The organism is Agromyces luteolus, from assembly GCF_009729855.1.
Classification (GTDB): Bacteria; Actinomycetota; Actinomycetes; order Actinomycetales; family Microbacteriaceae; genus Agromyces; species Agromyces luteolus.
Window position 1 is genome coordinate 84,873 of the sequence record NZ_WODA01000026.1, and the last position, 20,588, is coordinate 105,460.

Annotated in this window: 15 protein-coding genes; 10 read left to right on the plus strand and 5 right to left on the minus strand. The window is 73.7% G+C overall.

Going from position 1 to position 20,588, the window contains the following annotated elements; translation table 11 throughout:
• Positions 1–12: 12 nt before the first annotated feature.
• The 5 genes from GLX25_RS19460 (at position 13) to GLX25_RS18025 (ending at position 4,777) form a co-directional block, all read left to right on the plus strand.
• Complete coding sequence (locus GLX25_RS19460) at positions 13–1,221, plus strand: adenylate/guanylate cyclase domain-containing protein (RefSeq protein ID WP_155844015.1); 1,209 nt, start codon at positions 13–15, stop codon at positions 1,219–1,221.
• Positions 1,222–1,399: 178 nt separating this feature from the next.
• Complete coding sequence (locus GLX25_RS18010; protein ID WP_155844016.1) at positions 1,400–2,629, plus strand: carboxylate-amine ligase; 1,230 nt, start codon at positions 1,400–1,402, stop codon at positions 2,627–2,629.
• 52 nt (positions 2,630–2,681) lie between these two features.
• Positions 2,682–3,551 (plus strand): tryptophan-rich sensory protein, encoded by an 870-nt coding sequence (locus GLX25_RS18015; protein WP_166549000.1) that lies wholly within the window; start codon positions 2,682–2,684, stop codon positions 3,549–3,551.
• Positions 3,552–3,630: 79 nt separating this feature from the next.
• Positions 3,631–4,311 (plus strand): alpha/beta hydrolase family protein, encoded by a 681-nt coding sequence (locus tag GLX25_RS18020; protein WP_155844017.1) that lies wholly within the window; start codon positions 3,631–3,633, stop codon positions 4,309–4,311.
• Between the two features lie 76 nt (positions 4,312–4,387).
• Entirely contained in the window at positions 4,388–4,777 is a 390-nt protein-coding gene (locus GLX25_RS18025; RefSeq protein WP_155844018.1) for a TM2 domain-containing protein, read from the plus strand.
• 45 nt (positions 4,778–4,822) lie between these two features.
• Here the strand turns inward: GLX25_RS18025 and GLX25_RS18030 are convergent, their stop codons facing one another.
• Positions 4,823–5,578, minus strand: a complete 756-nt coding sequence (locus GLX25_RS18030) for an SDR family NAD(P)-dependent oxidoreductase (protein ID WP_155844019.1) — start codon at positions 5,576–5,578, stop codon at positions 4,823–4,825.
• Positions 5,579–5,767: 189 nt separating this feature from the next.
• Between GLX25_RS18030 and GLX25_RS18035 the strand changes: the two genes are divergently transcribed.
• Positions 5,768–7,378 (plus strand): molybdopterin-dependent oxidoreductase, encoded by a 1,611-nt coding sequence (locus GLX25_RS18035; protein WP_155844020.1) that lies wholly within the window; start codon positions 5,768–5,770, stop codon positions 7,376–7,378.
• A gap of 361 nt (positions 7,379–7,739) precedes the next feature.
• Positions 7,740–8,261, plus strand: coding sequence for a hypothetical protein (locus GLX25_RS18040; protein WP_155844021.1), 522 nt, complete (start codon positions 7,740–7,742; stop codon positions 8,259–8,261).
• A gap of 38 nt (positions 8,262–8,299) precedes the next feature.
• On the opposite strand, the gene GLX25_RS18045 is transcribed toward GLX25_RS18040, so the two are convergent.
• The 3 genes from GLX25_RS18045 to GLX25_RS18055 all read right to left on the minus strand — a co-directional run bounded on the left by GLX25_RS18045 (position 8,300) and on the right by GLX25_RS18055 (position 12,764).
• A complete protein-coding gene (locus GLX25_RS18045) occupies positions 8,300–10,027 on the minus strand; it encodes an amidase (protein ID WP_271192539.1) in 1,728 nt (575 codons plus the stop codon).
• A 119-nt stretch (positions 10,028–10,146) separates the two neighbouring features.
• The gene (locus GLX25_RS18050; protein WP_155844023.1) at positions 10,147–11,181 is read right to left on the minus strand and encodes an agmatine deiminase family protein; all 1,035 of its coding nucleotides are present in this window, start codon (positions 11,179–11,181) and stop codon (positions 10,147–10,149) included.
• On the minus strand, positions 11,178–12,764 hold the full coding sequence (locus tag GLX25_RS18055) for a purine-cytosine permease family protein (RefSeq protein WP_155844024.1): 1,587 nt from the start codon (positions 12,762–12,764) through the stop codon (positions 11,178–11,180). The genes GLX25_RS18050 and GLX25_RS18055 overlap by 4 nt, the downstream gene beginning before the upstream one ends.
• Before the next feature lie 101 nt (positions 12,765–12,865).
• On the opposite strand from GLX25_RS18055, the gene GLX25_RS18060 reads away from it, so the two are divergent.
• Positions 12,866–13,495: a TetR/AcrR family transcriptional regulator gene (locus GLX25_RS18060; protein WP_155844025.1), complete on the plus strand. Its 630-nt coding sequence runs from the start codon at positions 12,866–12,868 to the stop codon at positions 13,493–13,495.
• An 81-nt stretch (positions 13,496–13,576) separates the two neighbouring features.
• Entirely contained in the window at positions 13,577–16,435 is a 2,859-nt protein-coding gene (locus tag GLX25_RS19230; protein ID WP_155844026.1) for a helix-turn-helix transcriptional regulator, read from the plus strand.
• Between the two features lie 71 nt (positions 16,436–16,506).
• On the opposite strand, the gene GLX25_RS18070 is transcribed toward GLX25_RS19230, so the two are convergent.
• Positions 16,507–16,899, minus strand: a complete 393-nt coding sequence (locus tag GLX25_RS18070; protein WP_155844027.1) for an MmcQ/YjbR family DNA-binding protein — start codon at positions 16,897–16,899, stop codon at positions 16,507–16,509.
• A gap of 134 nt (positions 16,900–17,033) precedes the next feature.
• On the opposite strand from GLX25_RS18070, the gene GLX25_RS18075 reads away from it, so the two are divergent.
• Entirely contained in the window at positions 17,034–20,576 is a 3,543-nt protein-coding gene (locus GLX25_RS18075; RefSeq protein ID WP_155844028.1) for a TM0106 family RecB-like putative nuclease, read from the plus strand.
• Positions 20,577–20,588 lie beyond the last annotated feature (12 nt).

Consider the following 20,588-nt stretch of genomic DNA (forward strand, 5'->3'; position numbering starts at 1 on the left):
AGGCTCGCCCACGTGGGCGGGTCGGTCGGTCGGTACACGCGCGACGAGGTCGTCAGGCGCTCGGGGGTCGGACCCGACTTCGTCGAACGGCTCCTGCAGCTCGGCGTCGTGGCGCCCGCCGCCGACGGCACGTTCGGTCGGGGCGACGTGCAGCGCGTGCGCCTCGTCGACGCGTGCGACCGCGCCGGCCTCGACGCCGAGGCGATCGCCGAGGCCGTGTCGACCGGCCGGCTGTCGCTCGCGTTCATGGACGCGCCGCAGTTCCGCTGGTCGGAGTACGGATCCGAGACCTGCGGCGAGTTGGCCACCCGACTGGGGATCCCGTTCGAGGTGATCCGCGAGACGAGTGCCGCCCTCGTCAACCGTCACCTGTCGCCCGAGGATCCGGCACGGGAGGACGACGAGTCGATCTTCCGGCTGATCGGCATGGTCGCTGCGCTGGCCGACCTCGACGCGCTGGTCCGGATCGGACGGGTCTACGTCGACGGGCTGCGGCGCGTCGCCGACGCCGAGAGCGAGCTGTTCCAGACGCACATCGTCGGCGGCCTCGTGCGGTCGGGGCTGGACTACGGGGCGGCGCTCGATCGGGCGACCTCCCTCGGCACGGAGCTGACCCCGCTCATGGAGCAGATGGTCCTCACCCTGTACCGCCGGCAGCAGGAGCGCGGGTGGACGGAGGGCAACGTGGAGGGCATCGAGCGCGCGATCGAGGCATCCGGCGCCCGGGTCGGACCCGCACGACCCCCGGCCTTCGTCTTCATCGACCTCGCGGGCTACACGGGGATCACCGCCGCGGAGGGCGATGCGACCGGGGCTCGACTCGCCAGGGAGCTGAGCGCGATGGTCGAGCGCATCGTCGCCGACCACGCCGGGACCCCGGTGAAGTGGCTGGGCGACGGCGTCATGGTGCACTTCCGGCAGCCGGGCCGAGCGGTGCGCGCCACGCTCGAGATGGTCGATGCGGCGCCGACGATCGGCCTGCCCGCCCACGCGGGCATCGCGGCCGGCCCCGTGGTGATGCAGGACGGCGACTACTTCGGCCGCGCGGTGAACCTCGCCTCGCGGATCTCCGGCGCGGCCTCCGCAGGACAGACCCTCGTCACGGCCGCGGTGGTGGACCTGAACGAGGACCCCGGCCTGACGTTCCGCCCGGTCGGTCCGCTCGAGCTCAAGGGCCTGGCCGAACCCGTGGAGGTCTTCGAGGCGGCCGTATCCGGGTGAGCGTCGGCCGGTCCGCCGACGCGGGCATCACGGCCGGAACGCGCCCGGCGCGCATCAGGGAGGGCATACGTCCGGCTCTCGCCGATAGCCCTTGACACCGTCGCGTCGGCGACGCACGCTGCGAGCATGAGGCGCATGGAACCGCTCCGGTCGGCCTGCGCCCCGGACGGGAGCGACGATGACGACGTTCGGCATCGAGGAGGAGTTCTTCTTCCTCGACCCTGAGACGATGCTCCCCGCGGATGTCGCGGAGGAGGTCCATGCGCGGCTCGCCGACGATCCCCGCTGGGGGGAGCACGCCCACCCGGAGTTCCTCGCATCGCAGGTCGAGTACGCGTCGCCCGTGTTCGAGAGCCTCGCCGAGGCGGGCGACCGGTTGGTCGCATTCCGCCGCGAGATCGACGCCGACGCCGGTCGGCACGCGGTCTGCGTCGCGAGCGTCGGCACCTCGCCCGACGCGCCCCGGTTCCCCTCGATCACCGACATCGACCGCTACCACCGGATCGTGCGCGACATGGCCGGCATCATCGCCGACCACCAGATGAGCGGCCTGCACGTGCACGTCGGCATCCCGAGTCGCGAGCACGGCGTCGCCGCGCTCAACGCGGTGCGACCGTGGCTGCCGCTGCTCACGGCGATGACGGGCAACTCGCCCCTCTGGCGCGGCGAGGTCACGGGCTACGAGAGCTGGCGCACGGTGCAGCTGCGCCGGTGGACGACCGCCGGGTGCCCGCCGCGTTTCGCGGACGCCGCCGACTACGACCGTCGCATCCGCGACATGCTCGGGTTCGGCGGGCTCGTCGAACTCGCGCTGATCGCCTGGAACGTCCGCCTCTCCGAACACCTCCCGACGATCGAGTTCCGGATGGCCGACGCGCAGCTCACCGCCGACGACACGCTGCTCGTCGCGGCGCTCTGCCGGGCGCTCGTCGCGCGGGCGGTCGACGAGCACGATCGCTTCGGCTCGGACCCCGCCGCCATCCGCCCGTTGCGGTCGATCGACGAACCCGATCCCGACGTGCCGTCCGAGCTCCTCAGCGCCGCGACGCTGCACGCGGCGCACGCCGGCCTCTCGGGCGGCGCGTTCGACCCGGCCAGCGGCCGGCTCGCGCCGGCGCCCGAACTCGTCCGGCGGCTCGAACGGCACGTCGCGGAGCCGCTCGAACGTGCCGGCGACCGCGAGCTCGTGCACCAGCTCGTCGGGCGACTGCTCCGCGACGGCACGGGCGCGCAGCGCCAGCTGGCCGCCTGGAACCGCGGCGGCGTCGCCGGCCTCCGCCGACTGTTCGCCGCGACGATCACGGCGCGCGCGAGCACGACGTCGGGTGCCTCCGGCGGGGCCGGCCTCGCCGGAGGGGGTGCCGGCCTCGCCGGCGGCGCCGGCCGCCGGATTCAATCGAACGGTTGACGCCGACGCCGACCGGCCTCCGTACGCTGGGCCGCGCGAGGAGGAGGCATCCGTGACATCGACCGCAGGGACCCGCGACGAGGCACGACCGACCGCCGAGCGCGGCAGGGCCGCCGACACGGTGCGCCAGGTCGTCGTGCTCGTCACGTCGCTGCTCGCGATCGCGGCGGCCTTCGTCGGATCCGGCGCCGCCGGCGGCACGCCGATCCAGGATGCCGCAGGGGGATGGCTCGACTCCGACTCGACGCTGATCGCGCCGGCACGGCCGGCCTTCGGCATCTGGAGCGTGATCTACACCGGCATGCTCGCGTACGCGATCTTCCAGGTGCTGCCCGCCCAGCGCACGAGCGCTCGGCACCGCCGCATCGGCTACGCGGTCGCCGCGTCGCTCGTGCTGAACGCCGTGTGGATCGGCGTCGTGCAGCTCGACCTGCTGTGGGCGAGCCTGCCGGTCATCCTCGTCCTGCTGGTCGTGCTGGCATGGCTCTTCGTGCAGCTGCGACGGATGCCGCCGAGCGGCGCCGTCGACGCGGTCGTGACCGACGGCTCGATCGGGCTGTACCTCGGCTGGGTCGTCGTCGCGACGGCCGCGAACGCGACCGCGGTGCTCCAGGCCGCCGGGTTCGAGGGGTGGGGGCTCCCCGCCGAGGCGTGGGCCATCGGCGTGATCGCGGCGGCGGCCGCGGTCGGCGTCGCACTGGCCTGGTGGGGTCGCGGCCGGATCGCCCCGGCGCTGTCGCTGGCGTGGGGGCTCGCGTGGGTCGCGGTGGGACGCCTCACGGACGAGCCGGCGTCGGCGGCGACGGGCATCGCCGCCGCGATCGCCGCGGCCGTCGTCATCGTGGTCACCCTCGTCGCGCGGATCGGAGCCCTCCGCTCCACGCGCGACGACCGGCGGGTGGGGACTCCCGGGACGGGGTGACGCGGATGCTGCGCGGGGGCGCAGCACGGGCCGGGACGTTTCGGGTCGTCCCGGCCCGTCTCTCGTGCACGATGGACGCATGAGCGACGACGAACGGCCCCTCGCGATCGACGTCGGCGAGGGCATCGGCGAGGTGCCCGCGACGCTTCGGCGACCGGATGGCGCGACCGCCACGGTCGTCGTGGCGCACGGCGCGGGCGCCGGCATGGGGCATCCGTTCATCACGGGGTTCTGCCGGGCGCTCGGCGACCTCGGCGTGGCGACGCTGCGCTTCGACTTCCCCTACCGTGCGGCCGGGCGGCGTTTCCCGGACCGTCCGCCGGTCGCGATCGCCACGTGGCGGGCCGTGATGGACGCCGCCCGGGCCGAGGCGGCCGGCGGCGAACCCGTCTGGGCGTCGGGCAAGTCGTTCGGCGGGCGCATGGCGTCGATGGCCGTGGCCGAGGGCATGGATGCCGCGGGGCTCGTGTTCCTCGGGTACCCGTTGCATCCGCCGGGTCGGCCCGAGAAGTCGCGCGGCGAGCACTTCCCGCAGCTGGCCGGCGTGCCGATGCTCGTCCTGCAGGGGCGCAACGACCCGTTCGCGATCCCGAACGAGCAGCTCGACGCACTCGTGGCGCCGCTCGCCCCGTCGGCAGTGCTCGACTGGATCGAGGGCGCGAACCACTCGTTCGAGGTGAAGGGCGCGAAGCGCCCCGCCGCCGAGATCGGGGCGGGGCTCGCGCCGCGCGTCGCCGAGTTCATCGCGGAGCACGCCTGATCCCGCCGCGGGACCTAGGCCCCGCACCGGGCTCGCCGCGCCGGGCATCGTGGAGCGTGACGAAGGGGGAATCGTCATGACCGCCTACCCGCCGGGCCAGGCGCCCGGCCAGAACCCTCAGGTCGCGCGGGCCGCGCAGGACGCCACCTCCGACCGCTCGTTCGTCGCCACCTGGCTCTTCGCGTGGCTGCTCGGCGTGCTGGGCGTCGACCGCTTCTACCTCGGGAAGGTCGGCACCGGCATCCTGAAGCTGCTCACCATCGGCGGATTCGGCATCTGGTGGCTCGTCGACCTCGTGCTGACGCTCACCAACAGCGCCAAGGACATCGGGGGCAAGCGCGTGCTCGGCACTCGGCAGGAGCAGACGATCGCGTGGATCGTGACCGCGGCCGTCGTCGTGCTCGGCTGGGTCATGAGCGCGGTGACGCAGTCGTTCGCGTTCCTGACCGACCAGCTGATCCCCTGACGCCCGGAACGTCGCGCCGCCCGTCGCGCCGACGCGGTCGACGCCTCAGACGGCGGTGTAGCCGCCGTCGACGAGGTGGTAGCTGCCGGTGATGAAGCCGGCCGCGTCGCTCGCGAGGAACACGACGAGCGCGGCGACCTCCTCGGGCTCGCCGAGCCGGCCGACCGGGTGCTTGCCGACGAGGAACTGCTGCGCGGCCTCGTCGAGGTTCGCGTCGATCAGCGGTGTCTTGATGAAGCCGGGTCCGACCGAGTTCACGCGCACGCCCTGGTCGGCGTACTCGATCGCCGCGTTCTTCGTGAGCCCGACCAGTCCGTGCTTGGCGCTGACGTAGGCCGACGAGCTCGCGAAGCCCACCGATCCGAGGATCGACGCGACGTTGACGATCGCGCCGCCCCCGTTGCCGGCGATCGCGGGCAGTTGCGCCCGCATGTTGTGGAAGATCGAGGTGAGGTTGACCGAGATCACGGTGTCCCAGCTGTCGACCGGGTAGTCGCCGATCAGGGCGGTGGCGCCCCCGATGCCGGCGTTGTTCACGGCGATCCTCAGCGGCGCGAGCCTGCCGGCGGCGTCGACGGACGAGGCGATCCAGTCCGGGTCGGTGACGTCGCCGACGGATGCCTCGGCGGTGCCGCCCGCGGAGCGGATCTCGTCGACCACGCCGGCCGCATGGTCGGCGTCGAGGTCGTTGACGACCACGGCTGCGCCGTTCGCGGCGAGCAGCAGGGCGACCGACCGGCCGATGCCGCTGCCGGCTCCCGTCACGATCGCCGAACGGTCGGACACGTCGTAGGTGGCCATGGTCTGCTCCTCACGTGGGGATTCGGTTCGGTGCGACGGCCCGAGGTCCGCCGTCCACTCCACGCTAGGCAGGATGCCGCGGCATCCGCAGGGCCTTGCGTCCCGTCGTCGGAGGTGTCGTCCTTACGAACCGCTTACGTGAGGTCCGGTGCGGGTCCCGCGCCCCGAAGTCCGACGTACCCTGAGGGCATGCCGACCGATCGTGCGCCCGTCGGACGGCTGCGTCCCGCGTTGGCGGGCGTCGCGGCCGCGACGTTCGGCGCCGGGGCCGGGGAACTCGCGGCGGCGATCATCGCCGCGACCGCGTCGCCGTTCACGTCGATCGGCGGCCTGCTGATCGACCTCGCGCCGCCGTGGGCGAAGGATGCCGCGATCGCACTGTTCGGCACGGCCGACAAGGTCGCCCTGCTCATCGGCGTGGGCGTGGTGCTCGTCGGCGTCGGCGCCCTCGCGGGGCTGCTCGAGGCGCGGCGCCCCCGGTGGGGGCGTGGCCTCTTCGCGCTGCTCGGCGTGTTCGGGGCCCTCGCCGCGGCGACGCGGGCGAACGCGTCGCTCCTCGCGATCCTGCCCGCCGCGATCGGGGCGCTCGCGGCGATGGGTGCGCTGTCGATGCTGCTCACCCGGCTGCCGGCCGTCCGCCCGGTCGCAACGGTCGCCGCATCGACAGGCGGATCGACGGTGCCGGAGGATGCCCCGAGCACGGGGAGCGCGTCGGCGGCCTCCGTCGACGGTGTCGATCGCCGTCGCTTCCTCGTGTGGGCTGGCGGGACGGCGGCGGTCGGCGTCCTCGCCGCGATCGCCTCGACGGCGCTGTCGGCCGGATCGCGCGCAGTGAGCACGGTCCGCGAGGCGCTGCGGCTCCCCGCACCCTCGACGACGGCGACCGTCCCGGCATCCGCCGAACTCGGCATCGACGGACTCGCCCCGGTCATCACGCCGAACGGCGAGTTCTACCGCATCGACACCGCGCTGACCGTGCCGCAGGTCGATCCGGCGGAGTGGCGGCTGCGGATCCACGGCATGGTCGACCGCGAGGTCGAGCTGACGTGGGACGAACTGCTCGCGCTGCCGCTCGGCGAGAGCGTGACGACGCTCGCGTGCGTGTCGAACGAGGTCGGCGGCGAGCTCATCGGCACGGCCGTGTGGCTCGGCCACCCGATCCGGGAGCTGCTCGCGCGTGCCGTGCCGAGCGCCGATGCCGACATGGTGCTCTCGCGGAGCATCGACGGCTTCACGGCGTCGACCCCGCTGGAGGCGCTCACGGACCCGGACCGCGAGGCGGTGCTCGCGGTGGGCATGAACGGTGCGCCGCTGCCGGTCGAGCACGGTTTCCCGGTGCGGATGGTCGTCCCCGGTCTCTACGGGTACGTGTCGGCGACGAAGTGGGTGACCGACCTCGAGGTGACCCGCTTCGACCTCGACCGCGCGTACTGGTCCGACCGCGGCTGGAGCGAGCGCGGCCCGATCAAGCTCTCGTCGCGCATCGACGTGCCGCGCGTGGGCCAGTCCGTCGTGGCCGGACCCGTCGTGGTCGCCGGCGTCGCCTGGCACCAGCACACGGGCGTCGCCTCGGTCGAGGTCCAGGTCGACGACGGCGCATGGCAGCCCGCGACCCTCGCGACGGCGATCTCCGCCGACACCTGGGTGCAGTGGCGGTACGAGTGGGATGCCGCGCCCGGCCGTCACACGATCCGGGTGCGCGCGATCTCGGCCGACGGCGAGGTCCAGACCGCCGACCGCGCCCCGGTCGCTCCCGACGGCGCGACGGGCCACCACGAGCGCTCCTTCGACGTGACCTGAGCGTTCCGACATGACCTGAGCGTCCCGCCTCGGCCGTCCTCCACCTCGGCCGTCCTCCACCTCGGCACCTGGCGGACCGTTCTCCACGGTTTCGAAGCGGCACGACGCGCGCCGCTGATCTGCGCCGACGCTTGGGGTTGTCCGCGGATTCGGCGGTACTTCGGTACTCGGTGGTGCGGTACTTCGGTACTTGGTGTTGCGGTACTTCGGTACTCGTGTGGCGGTACTTCGGTACCGAGTTCGGCGGAGATGATGGCCCCGGTCGGGTTGCGGTGGCGCGGCGGCGGGGTGGTGGAGGGCGTGCCCACCGGTGACGAGACCACGACAGCGACCCTGTGACGTGTGCGCGGAGGGAGGGACGATGACGGAGAAGCCCATCAAGGTCGATGCCGCGACCGACCAGACGGTCTCGGAGCTCGCGTACTTCCTGCGGACGACGAAGAAGGCGGTCGTCGCGACCGCCGTCGCCGACTACGCCGAGCAGCGCGATCGCTACCTCGAGACGGCGGAGATCCGAAGCGACGCCGACGACGAGCCCGGCCGACACGGGACCGGCCGCGGTCGCGACGCGCGCCCGACGATCCTCCACCTCGCGCCGCTCGAACGGCTCGCGCTCAGGCGGCGGGAGCTCGCGCGCGCATTCGCCGAGCGGGGAGCCGGCGACATCCGGATCTTCGACACCGGGCGCGCGGAGTCGGGCGAGGCGCAGCTCGTCCTCCTCGCGGAGACCGACCCCGTCGACGGCGGGCAGGCCGCGTGGGACCTCTCACGCGTCGCGTCCCGGCTGCTCGGTGTCCGCGTGGAGGTGATCTCGACGACGATGCTCGGACTCTTCGACCCGGGTGGCCTCCGGGCGGCACTCGAGCGATCGCGCGCGCTCTGAGGCACCCGTTCACCGTGAGACCGGGAGCCCGCGCGGGCTCAGCCGAGGCGCGGGGTCCGGGGAGGCTCGGGGCGGCGGGGCGCGAGCGCCTCGAAGGCCGCGGCGAGGCGCAGGAGGGCCGTGTCGTCGTAGGCGCGGCCGGCGAACGTGAGCCCCACCGGCATCCGGATGTCGCCCATCAGCCCCATCGGCACCGTGACGGTCGGGATGCCGAGGTGCCGGGGCACCAGGTTGCCGTTCGCGACCCACACGCCGTTGCGCCAGCCGAGGTCGGCCGAGGCGGGGTTCACGTCCATGTCCGCCGGGCCCACGTCGGCGACGGCCGGGAAGGCGACGGCGTCGAGGCCCAGGTCGTCCATCCACTGCTCGAGGTCGACCCGCCGGGTCTCCTCGAGGCCGCGCAAGCCCTCCTCGAGCTCGGGCATGTCGTCCCAGGTCGCGCCCGGGTGCGACCGCACCCAGCCCGGGTACTCGGCGATGTCGTCGTCGAAGCCCGTGTAGCGGTCGGGCAGGGCGCCCTCGGGGTGCGGGAAGATCCGCGCCCCGTCGACGTCGGCGAGCGTCGAGAGCGCCGGGTCGCCGTTCGCCTGCAGGAAGTCCTCCCAGCCCCAGGCCGAGAGGTCGACGATCTCGCGCTTCAGGTACTCCGGCGAGACGAGTCCGCGCGTGGCGATCGTGGGTGCGCCCGGGCGGTCGCCCTCGTAGTTCGACACGACCGGGAAGTCGACGAGCACGACCTCCGCGCCCGCGGCCTCGAGGTCGCGACGTGCAGCCTCCCAGAGCTCGATCACCGAGGGGCGCGTCTCGATCCGCTGCCCGGTCGAGCCGCCGATGCCGATGGACTCCCCCGGCGCGGCCGTGCCGGCGTCGGGGTCGGCGTTGACGTAGATGCGCGGCACGCCGATGCGCTTCCCGGCGAGCGCGGCCGGCGCGCCGGCGGCATCCGTCGCCAGGGCGGGGTACGACGCGGGGCGCACCGCAGATGCCGCGGGCAGCTCGATCCACGACTGCGCGCGCCAGAAGTCGCCGCGCGTCTCCGGGTCGTCGGCGACGATGACGTCGAGCACCTCGAGCAGGTCGGCCATCGTGCGGGTCTGCGGCACGACGACGTCCATCGTCGGCACGAGCGGCCAGTTGCCGCGCGTCGAGATGACGCCGCGCGAGGGCGTGTACGCGCAGAGCGCGTTGTTCGACGCGGGCGCGCGGCCCGACGACCAGGTCTCCTCCCCGAGGCCGAACGCCGCGAACGACGCCGCGGTCGCGGTGCCCGAGCCGTTCGACGAACCCGAGCCGAAGGCAGCCGTGAGGAACTCCGCGTTGTACGGGCTCTCGGCACGGCCGTACACGCCGCGCTGCATGCCGCCGTTGGCCATGGGCGGCATGTTCGTGAGGCCGAGGCAGATCGCGCCGGCGCCGCGCAGGCGCTCGATCGTGAACGCGTCGCGCTGCGCGACCAGGTCGGCGAAGGCGGGCGACCCGGATGCCGCGGTCAGGCCCTTCACGAGGTACGAGTCCTTCGCGGTGTACGGGATGCCGTCGAGCGGGCCGAGCGCCTCGCCGCGCGCGCGGCGCGCGTCGGACTGTCGCGCCTCGGCGAGCGCCTCGGGGTTGCGGACGACGACCGCGTTGAGTGCGGTCGGGGTGTCGGGCCCGTCGTACGCGTCGATGCGCGCGAGGTACGCCTCGACGAGCGCGACGGCCGTGGTGCGGCCATCCTCGAGCGCGGCGCGCAGGTCGGCGATCGAGGCCTCGACGACGTCGCACACCCCCGCCGGTCGAGTAGGACGCGACGAAGGAGCGCCCGGATCGAGACCCTCAGCGTCCGGGTCTCGATACGCGGCGACTGCGTCGCTGCTATTCGACCCACGGGTGGTCTCGGCGGCGCTCATCGGGCCACCTCCGGCTGCTGCTGCGTGATGCAGTGGATGCCGCCGCCGCGGGCGAACAACGGCCGGGCGTCGACCGTGACGGCGGTGCGGCCGGGGTAGGCCGCTTCGAGGATGTCGCGCGCCGCGGCATCCGCTCGCTCGTCGCCGAACCCGCAGGCGATCACGCCGCCGTTCACGACCAGGTGGTTCACGTAGCTCCAGTCGACGAGGCCCTCGTCGTCGCGGACGGCGGCGGGCGCGGGCAGGTCGAGGATCTCGAAGCGCCGGCCCGCGGCATCCGTCTGCTCGGAGAGGTGTGCGCGCAGCTCGCGCGTGACCTCGAAGTCGGGGTGCTCGGGCGAGTCCTGGCGGTGCAGGAGCATGCGACCGGGCGAGGCGATGGTCGCGACGATGTCGACGTGGCCGTTCGTGCCGAACTCGTCGTAGTCGCGCGTGAGGCCGCGCGGCAGCCAGACGGCCGTCGTCGCGCCGATCGTGCGGGCCATCTCGGCCTCGACGCGCGCGCGGTCTGCGTAGGGGTTGCGGCGGGGGTCGAGCTGCACGGTCTCGGTGAGGAGCACCGTGCCCTCGCCGTCGACGTGGATGCCGCCGCCCTCGTTCACGAGCGCGCTCGAGACGAGCTCGGCGCCGACGAGCTCCGCGATGATGCGCGCGTGCTCGGCGGACTTGCGCCACTCGGACCACGCGTGGTCGCCCCAGCCGTTGAACGTCCAGTCGACCGCGCCGAGCGCGCCGGGGCGCTCGTCGTCGACGACGAACGTCGGGCCGTGGTCGCGCATCCAGTACTCGTCGACGGGCGCCTCGACCTGCGCGACGCCGTCGCCGAGCATCCGCGCGGCGCGTCCGCGCTCGGTCGGGTCGACGAGCATCGTGACCGGCTCGAACTCGGCGACCGCATGGGCCACCGCGGTCCACGCCTCGTACGCCTCCTCGCGTTCGGCGCCGGAGTCGCCGAGGGTCGGCCCCTCGCTCGGGAACGCCATCCAGGTCCGCTCGTGGCGGGCCGTCTCGGCGGGCATGCGCCAGCTCATGCGTGGTCTCCGTTCGTGCGGGGGGATGCCGCGGCATCCGTCTCGATGATGGCAGCGGGTGCGGCCCCCGGTCGCTTGGCGGGGTCGCGGTACGGGTCGGTGGTCAGCCAGAGCAGGGCGTAGACACCCGCGCCGAGCACCGGGCCGACGAGGGCCGACAGGTCGGCGCCGCCGAGCGCGTTCGAGATCGGGCCGACGTAGAGCGTCGTGTTGGCCGAGAGCACCGCGATCGTGATGGCGGTCACCATCGCGACGACGCCCGGCAGGAACACGCCGCCGCGGTACCAGAACGGGCCGCCGCGCCGCGTGTCGTCGAGCGCGGCGCCGTCGTAGCGGTTGCGGCGCAGCACGATGTCGATCGCGTAGATCGACACGAGCGGGCCGAACACCGTGACCGCGAGCTCGAGCGAGGCGCTCAGCGCGTCGAGGAAGCTCGGCGACAGGAACAGGACCCAGCCCGCGGCGGCCGTCGCGACGATGCCCGTGACGATCGTGGTCGCGGCGCGCGAGATGCGCTCGGCGAGCGCCTGCGCGTAGAACCCGGTCGAGTAGGCGACGAGCACGTTGTTCGTGATGCTCGAGAGCACGATCATGCCGAGGAAGAGGGGCGTGAACCACGCCGGCACGATCTCGCCGATCGTGAGCTCGGGGTCGGTCATGTCGATCGCGGTGCCGGCGACGACGCCGAGCGCACCGATGAGCACGGCCGGGACGAAGCCGCCGAGCGCGGTGTACCAGGCGACGGCCCGCTTCGAGACATCCGCCGGCAGGTAGCGGGCGTAGTCGGCACCGATGCCCCACGACAGCGGGCTCGAGGCGACGATCGCGAGGCCGAGCATCACGAGCGCCCAGTGGTCGGCGACCGGGAGCGGCTCGACCGCGTACGTCCAGTCGGCGGCGCCGAACACGAACACCGCGAGCACGACGAACACCACGGCGAGCGCGGCCGAGAACCACGGGGCGAGCGCGAGGATCGTGGCGTGGCCGTAGACGCCGATCACGAAGCTCAGGACGCCGATGACGGCGAGCACGACCCACTCGCCTCCGGCCGGCAGGCCGATGCCGAAGTGGGCGAGCAGCGCGATGGCGCCGAGCGTGGCGAACGCGACGTTGATGATCTCGTAGAAGAGGCCGATGAGCACGCCGAGGCCGGCGCCGAAGACCTTGTTGCCGCGGACGCCGAACATGGCCCGCATGATCGACACGCTCGGCGAGCCCGAGACCGGGCCGCTGACGGCGAGCCAGCCGACGAGCGCCCACCAGAGGTTGCCGACGACGGTGATCGCGAGCGCCTCCCAGAGCGGCAGGCCGAGCAGCATGAGCACGCCGCCGACGACGAAGTAGAGGTAGCCGACGTTCGCCGACATCCACACCCAGAAGAGGCTGGAGGGGCGACCGTGGCGCTCGGAGGCCGGGACGTGCTCGGTGCCGTGCTGTTCGACGTGGCCGACGCGGTCGGCGGCCGGGGCGGCGTCGGGGGCGTGGGCAGCGGCGCGGGCGGGGGCGGATGCCGCGCCCGCGGCCTGCGCGGAGGGCGTCGCGGCGACGTCGGCGCGGATCTCCTCCGGGGTCTGGATGCTCATGTGCGGAACCTCATCGTTCGACAGTGGGATCTTCGATCGAGCGGATCGATATATTGATCATGCGATCAATAACGTGGGAGACTACCTAGACTGGCCTCACGATGTCAACACCCCTCCGCACCCGAGCCGCTCGCAAGAGCCCCGCCGAGCGATCCGCCGAGATCGCCGAGGCGGCGCGCCTGCTCGCCCTCGAGCAGGGCCTGACCGCCGTCACGCTGCGCGCCATCGCCGCCCGCGCCGGCGTCACGCCCGCGCTCGTCGCGCACTACCAGCCGAGCATGGACGCACTGGTCGCGGACACGTTCGCGACGATCGTCGCCGACGAGATCGACGAGGTCGCCGCCTTCCTCGCGGCGCGCCCCGGCCCGCGCGAACGCCTGGGTGCGCTGCTCGACACGCTCCTCGACGGCACGCGCGACGACGTGACGATCGTCTGGGTCGAGGCGTGGGCGCTCGGCCGGCGCAACGAGGCGCTCGCGGCATCCGTCCGCGAGCAGATGGATGCCTGGCAGGCCGTCGTGCAGGGCGTCATCGAGGACGGCGCGGCGACGGCCGGGTTCCGGACCGAGGACGCCGGGGCCGCGGCATGGCAGCTGCTCGGCATGATCGACGGGCTGAACGCGCAGGCGCTCGTCCGCTGGGGCGACGCGAGCGCACGCGGCTCGATGATCCACGGCGCGGTCGAGGGCATGCTCGGGCTCGAGCGCGGGTCGCTCGCGACGCGCGGCTGACACGCGACCTCGCCCGGGGCATCCGGAGTCGATCCTCGATTTTCCGTGAGCGCCCCTCAGATCCGTGGCAGACTGTGCCGCATGGGGGCCGTATCGCCGCGCCTCGCCGGTCGCGAGCGCGAACTCTCCGCGCTGTCGCACGAGCTCTCGGCGGTGCTCCGCGGCGAGTCCCGCACCATCGTCCTGCGGGGCGAGGCCGGCATCGGCAAGACCGCGCTGATGGATGCCGCGGCACGGCGGGCGCCGGGTTCGTTCACGGTGCTCGGTGCGCGCAACCTGCCGCTCACCACTCGCGTGCCGAACCTGGCGGTCCGCGCCCTCCTCAAGCAGTCCGGCGACCTCGAGCGCGCCGACGCCGTCCACCGTCCGCCGCCCCTCGCGCTCGACGACGCGGTCGACCGACTGCTGGACGCGGGACCGGTGCTCATCCTCATCGACGACCTGCACTGGGCCGACGCGAGCACGCTCGACGCGCTGATGTTCCTCGCCGGCGGGCCCGAGCATCGCCGGCTCGGCGTCATCGCCACGATGCGCGCGGGCGCCGGCCGTCCGCTCGACCGCTGGCGCGCCGACCTGCTGCGGCTTCCCTCGGCCCGCGCCATCGAGGTGCCCCCGCTGGACCGGCCCGGCATGCGCGACCTCGTGGAGGATCTCCTGGGCGCGCCGCCCCACGAATCGCTCGTCACCGACGTCCTCGCCCGGACCAGAGGCAACCCCTACCACGCGCGACTCCTCCTCGACGGGGTCGAGCCGTCGGCGACCTCGGCTCCGGCACTGGTCGATGCCGACCTCGGTTCCGCGCTGCTCCGGGCCTGGTCGCAACTGCCGGCCGCGACCCAGGAGCTCTGCACCATGCTCGCGCTGCACGGCAAGCCGGTCCAGGTCGAGACGCTCGCGGCCATCGACCCGAGGTGGACCGACGCCGAACGCGACCTGCGCCCGGCCCTCGCGACGCAGGTGCTCGAGACCGACGACGAGGGGCGCACCTGGTTCCACCACCCGCTCACCGCGGAGATGCTCGTCGCCGGCCTGACCGAGCGCGAACGGCGCGAGCGGCATGCCGAGCTGGCGCAGAGCACCGCGACCGTCCTCGCCCACGGCGATCCCGCTCCCGAGCTCCTCGTCGACCTGGCCGACCACCTCGCCGCCGCGGGCGACGTCGACGGCTGCCTCGATGCGAGCCGTCGCGCGGTCGAGGCACTCGGGGGATCGGGCGATCGGATGACGCGGCTGCGCATGCTCCGGAGGTCGGCGCGGTTCTCGGCCGACGACGCCCACGGTGCGCCGGGATCGGCCGACCGGGCCGCCCGGCGCGAGCTCCTCGAGGCCTGGGCGGCTACCGCGGCATCCGTCGGCGATCCCGACGAGGAGTACGAGGCGATCGGCCGACTGCTCGACGAAGTCGACCGGGCGGCCGAGCCGCTGCGTGCGGCCCGCCTCATCCTGCAGCGACTGCGTCTCGAGTTCCGCATCGGCGGCGGACTCGGCGACCCCGAACCTGCGCGCGAGGCCCTCCGGCTCTCGGCCTCCGCGCCGGAGAGCCCGGAGTACGCGATGGCGCTCACCGAGCTCGCGTACGCCGAGATCCTCGCCGGCGACCCCGCCTGCGCCGCGCACGCCGCCGAGGCCATCGAACGCGCCACGGCACTCGGCGACACCGAGGCGCTGTCGTACGCCCTGGCCGTGGGCGGCCAGCTCGCCGCCCTCACGCGAGACCTCGAACGGGCACGGGCCCTCGCGGCTCGTGCGTTCGAGACGGCCCTGCCGAACGGCCACTACTGGCCGGCCATGCTCGCCGCATTCTGGGAGGCGTATTCGATGCCGGACTACCGTGCCGCGCTGCGATCGCTTCGCGGCGTCAGGGAGCGGCTCGCCGAGGCCGGGGCCCCCTACCTCGTGACCGCCACGATCGCGCTGACCGAGGCGCGGACCTCGATCACCATCGGTGACGTGGGCGGCGCGCACGACGCGCTGCGATACGTGCGGTCGGAGGATCCGCCGAAGCACATCGCGATGGGCCTCGCGAACGTCTCGGCGATCCTGGCCGCCCAGCAGGGCCGGGCCGACGACGCGGAGGCCTACCTGCAGCGCGCGACCGAGCAGTTCCCGGAGCCTCCTGCCTACGCGATCTCGACCCAGGTGCACTCCCGTTCGCTCGCACGACTCGTCGACGGCGACCCCGATGGGGCGCTCGCCGTCCTGGAGCCCGCCATCGCCGCGCCTCCCGGCGACAACTCGTGCGAGTGGCTCGTGCCGCTCGCGGCTCGGGCCCTCGCCGACCTGGCAGGGTCCGCGCGGGATCGTCGGGAGCCCGACGCCGAGGCGCTGCGTCGACTCGACGAACTCGAGGCGGCTCATCCGCACGTGCTCGCCCGGACGCTCGGGGTCTCGTTCCCCGCCGACCTCGCCGCGCTCGACGCGATCTACGCGGGCGAGCGCGCTCGCGCGCGCGACGCGTCCGAGGCCGGCGACCTCTGGGCCGCCGCCGCCGAGGCCTGCGCGACCGCGCAACTCGCGTGGGAGGAGGCGTACGCGCTCCGGCGCGGAGCCGAGCACGACCTGACCAGCGACGACGGCCGGCGGGACCGGGCGATCTCGTCGCTCCGCCGCGCCGCGGCGCTCGCGCGCGGGCTCGAGGCCGACGCGCTCACGGAAGAGCTCGAGTCGCTCGCGCAGTGGTCCCGGGTGCGGCTCTACGACGATGCCCGCACCGAGCCCGACGCCGTCGCGGACCGGATCGGCGATGTGCCGCTCACGCGTCGCGAGCGCGAACTGCTGCCCTACATCGTCGACGGCCGCACCTACGCCGAGATCGCCGCCCTCCTCACGATCAGCGAGAAGACCGTGAGCTCGCACATCTCCAACCTGCTGCGGAAGACCGGGGCGGCCAACCGGGTCGACCTGGCCCGGATGGTCGAGGGGCGCGAACGCTCGGCGTGAGCCGCGGCATCCGTCGCCGACGCGACCTCTCTCGCAGCGGTGACCCCCACCGACCGGCGGTGATCGGCGGCTCAGTCGGCGTGGCGCGCGAGCCAGTCCGCCGCGAGCCGCTTCGGCGCGACCGCGAGCCAGGCGTCCGCGACCACCTCCTCGATCCGGCGCTGCGAGACGGTGTCGAGTCGCACGAGGATCGCCGCGAAGCCCTCGAAGTGCGGCGTCGTGAAGAACACCTCCGGGTCCTCCTCGGCGAGCGCGAACTTGACCGCCTCGTCCTCGACGCGCGCGCCGAGCACCGGCCACGGCTGGTCGTCGAGGCGCAGGAACTCGAGGTCGGCGCGGCGGAGCGGCCGCTCCCAGACGAACCCGCGGTTGCGCACGCGCCAGTGCGGGAGGCCGTAGCTCACCGCCTCGGTGGCCTCGGGCATGCCGAGCGCCAGTCGGCGGATCTCCTCCCACTCGACCATGTGCGACACCCTACGCCGCACCGGGCGCGCCGGCGACGGCCGACCGGGGCGGGCCGCCGCGCCACCCCGCTCCGCCCGTCGATGTCGGATGCCGCGGCTACGGTGGTCTCGATCGAAGCGGCGGAGGGAGCCCGATGTACCTGGCCGACGGCACGGTGGTCACGAGCGCGAGCGACCTCAAGAAGGCCTCCGACTGCGAGTTCGCGTTCCTGCGCGAGCTCGACGTGAAGCTCGGGCGCGAGACGCTGTTCGAGCCGGTGGCCGATGCCATGCTCGAGCGGGCCGGTCGCATGGGCGACGCGCACGAGCTGCGGATCCTCGACCGCTACCGCGCCGAGTTCGGCGACGGCGTCGTCGAGATCGACCGGCCCGACCTGCGCGACGCCGAGCAGCTCGAGGCCGCGGTCGCGGCCACCCGTGCCGCGTTCGAGTCGGGTGCACCCGTCGTGTTCCAGGCGACCTTCGTCGACGACGGGTTCGTCGGATTCGCCGACTTCATCGTGCGCCAGCCCGACGGGCGCTACCTCGTCCAGGACTCCAAGCTCGCGCGCCGCGCGCGCGTCACGGCGCTGCTCCAGCTCGCGGCGTACGCCGCGCAGCTCGACCGCATCGGCGTGCCGCGGGCCGACACCGTCGAGCTGCTGCTCGGCGACGGCACGACGAGCACCCATCGGCTGGAGGACATCGAGCCGGTGTTCCTGCTCCGCCGCGAGCGCCTCCGCCAGATCGTCGACGAGCGCGTCGCCGCCGACGGTCCGGTCGAGTGGGGCGACCCGCGCTACGCGCTCGACGGGCGCTGCCCGACGTGCGACCTCGAGGTGCAGGCCAACCGCGACCTGCTGCTCGTCGCCGGGCTCCGCATCACGCAGCGCGCGCATTTCCACTCCGCGGGCATCACGACGATCGACGCGCTCGCTGCCTCCGCCGGGCCGGTCGACGGCGTGATGGAGGCGACGCTCGAGGGCCTGCGCGTGCAGGCGCGGCTCCAGCTCGCCGCCGAGGCCGAGGCGCGCGCGGCCGAGGCATCCGGCGACCGCTCGCCCGACGACCCGCCGCTGCCGCCGCCCGTCGAGGTGCGCGAGCCGGGCGCGCTGGCGGCGATCCCCGAGCCCAACGCCGGCGACCTCTTCTTCGACTTCGAGGGCGACCCGCTCTACACCGAGGGCGCGGCGACGGAGTGGGGGCTCGACTACCTGTTCGGCATGATCGACGTCGACGAGGCGTTCACGCCGATCTGGGCGCACAGCTTCGCGGAGGAGCGCGAGGCGCTCGTGCGGTTCCTCGCGTTCGTGAAGGAGCGGCGGGAGCGCCACCCGAACCTGCACATCTACCACTACGCGAGCTACGAGCGCACGCACCTCACCTCGATCGCCGCGCGCCACGGCGTCGGCGAGGCCGAGGTCGACCAGCTGCTGGCCGACGGCGTGCTCGTCGACCTGTACCCGATCGTCAAGCGTGCGGTGCGGGTCGGGAGCCGCTCGTACTCGATCAAGAAGCTCGAGCCGCTCTACATGGGCGAGAAGCTGCGCGAGGCCGACGTCAAGTCCGGCGGCGACTCGATCCTCGAGTACGTCCGCGCCCGCGAGCTCGCAGCGACGGGCGATGCCGAGGCCGCGCAGCTCGTGCTCGACGACCTCGCGGAGTACAACGAGTACGACTGCGTCTCCACGCTTCGGCTCCGCGACTGGCTGCTCGGCCTCGCCCGGGAGCGCGGCGTCGCCCCGGTTCCGGCGCTCCTGCTCGTCGAGCCGACCGCGAAGCAGTACGCGGCGAGCCCCCTCGCGACCGAGTTGTCCGCGCTCGCCGGCAGTGCCGACGAGCGTCGCGACGACCCCGATCGCACGGCGCTGGCCCTCGCGGCCGCCGCGATCGACTACCACGAGCGTGAGCTCAAGACCTTCTGGTGGGGCCACTTCTTCCGGGTCGAGCAGCCGCTCGAGGCGTGGGAGGACCACCGCGACGTGCTCGTCGTCGACCCCGCGCGCACGGTCGTGCTGCACGACTGGTACCGCGAGGGCCGGCAGCAGTTCGATCGCCGCGAGCTGCTGCTCCGCGGGCGCATCGCGCCCGGTTCGCGGTTCAGTGCGGGTGCCGAGCTCTACCTGCTGTACGACTGGCCGGCGCCGTTCCCGTCGTTCTCCCGGCGACCGGGTTCACGGGCCTGGGCCAAGGCCACGGTGCTCGAGGCGACGCCCGACGGCGTACGCATCGAGGAGCGGTCGACGGTCGACGAGACGTGGCGCGACCTGCCGTTCGCGCTCGTGCCGGGCAACCCACCGCCCGCCGGGCGGCAGAAGGCCGCGATCGCGGAGTGGGCGCGGCCGATCGTCGACCGGCAGCCGGCCTGGCCGAAGGATGCCGCCGTCGACCTGCTGCGGCGCGTCCCGCCGCGCACCCGGTCCGGCGCGCTCGCACCGCTGCCCGATCACGAGTACGTCGGCGCGGTCGTGCGGTCGCTCGGCGACCTCGACGACTCGTACCTCGCCGTGCAGGGCCCTCCCGGCACGGGCAAGACCTACGTCGCGGCGCACGTGATCGCACGGCTCGTCGGCCACCACGGCTGGAGAGTCGGGGTCGTCGCCCAGTCGCACGCGGTCGTGGAGCACCTGCTCGACGCCGTCGTCGCCGCCGGGCTCGACCCGCGGCGCATCGCCAAGGCGCCGAAGAGCCGTGAGGACGACGCCGTGCGCGGCTGGACCGCGATCGAGAAGGACGGCATGTCGGCCTTCATCGCCGCGAATCGCGACGCCGGGTTCGTCGTCGGCGGCACCGCGTGGGACTTCGCCAACGCCGACCGGGTCGGCCGCCGCGCGCTCGACGTCCTGGTCGTCGACGAGGCCGGGCAGTTCTCGCTCGCGTCGACGATCGCGGCCTCGGTCGCCGCCCGCCGGCTCCTGCTCCTCGGCGACCCGCAGCAGCTGCCGCAGGTGAGCCAGGGCACGCACCCCGAGCCCGTCGACATGTCCGCGCTGGGGTGGGTCGCCGACGGCCACGACGTGCTGCCCGCCGAGTTCGGCTACTTCCTGGCCGAGAGCCGGCGGATGCACCCGGAGCTCGCGGCATCCGTCTCCGCGCTCTCGTACGAGGGCGAGCTCGCATCGCACCCGTCCGCGGCCCTCCGCGGGATCGAGGGCGTCGAGCCGGGCCTGACCCCCGTTCCGATCGAGCACGAGGGCAACACGACCGAGTCGGTCGAGGAGGCCGCCGAGGTCGTCCGCATCGTCGGCTCGTTCCTCGGGCGCGCGTTCACCGGCATCGCGCACGGCGACGGCGAGCCGGTGGCCGCGCCGGCACGACCGCTGGCCCAGGCCGACATCATCGTCGTCACGCCGTACAACGCGCAGCTCGCCGTGGTGCGCGATGCACTCGACCGTGCGGGGTACACCGCCGTCCCGGTCGGCACCGTCGACAAGTTCCAGGGCCAGGAGGCCGCGGTCGCGATCGTCTCGCTCGCCGCGTCGTCGGCGGCGGCCGCCCCGCGCGGCGTCGAGTTCCTGCTGCTCAAGAACCGCCTGAACGTCGCGATCTCGCGCGCGCAAGTCGCCGCGTACCTGATCCACTCGCCCGGCCTGCTCGACGCGCTGCCCCGCACCCCGCAGGGCGTCGCGCAGCTCAGCGCGTTCGCGCGGCTCGTCGGCGTCGAACTGCCGGCGTGGGACCGCGAACCGGTCGGGTAGTCGACCGGCCCG

Coding starts and splice junctions, on each gene's coding strand:
- GLX25_RS18050 (WP_155844023.1), bottom strand. CDS start 11,181: ATGAGCTGGCGCATGCCCGCCGAGACGGCCCGCCACGAGCGGACCTGG.
- GLX25_RS18035 (WP_155844020.1), top strand. CDS start 5,768: ATGCCGACCGATCGTGCGCCCGTCGGACGGCTGCGTCCCGCGTTGGCG.
- GLX25_RS18055 (WP_155844024.1), bottom strand. CDS start 12,764: ATGAGCATCCAGACCCCGGAGGAGATCCGCGCCGACGTCGCCGCGACG.
- GLX25_RS18070 (WP_155844027.1), bottom strand. CDS start 16,899: ATGGTCGAGTGGGAGGAGATCCGCCGACTGGCGCTCGGCATGCCCGAG.
- GLX25_RS18025 (WP_155844018.1), top strand. CDS start 4,388: ATGACCGCCTACCCGCCGGGCCAGGCGCCCGGCCAGAACCCTCAGGTC.
- GLX25_RS18075 (WP_155844028.1), top strand. CDS start 17,034: ATGTACCTGGCCGACGGCACGGTGGTCACGAGCGCGAGCGACCTCAAG.
- GLX25_RS18010 (WP_155844016.1), top strand. CDS start 1,400: ATGACGACGTTCGGCATCGAGGAGGAGTTCTTCTTCCTCGACCCTGAG.
- GLX25_RS19230 (WP_155844026.1), top strand. CDS start 13,577: ATGGGGGCCGTATCGCCGCGCCTCGCCGGTCGCGAGCGCGAACTCTCC.
- GLX25_RS18060 (WP_155844025.1), top strand. CDS start 12,866: ATGTCAACACCCCTCCGCACCCGAGCCGCTCGCAAGAGCCCCGCCGAG.
- GLX25_RS18040 (WP_155844021.1), top strand. CDS start 7,740: ATGACGGAGAAGCCCATCAAGGTCGATGCCGCGACCGACCAGACGGTC.
- GLX25_RS18020 (WP_155844017.1), top strand. CDS start 3,631: ATGAGCGACGACGAACGGCCCCTCGCGATCGACGTCGGCGAGGGCATC.
- GLX25_RS18030 (WP_155844019.1), bottom strand. CDS start 5,578: ATGGCCACCTACGACGTGTCCGACCGTTCGGCGATCGTGACGGGAGCC.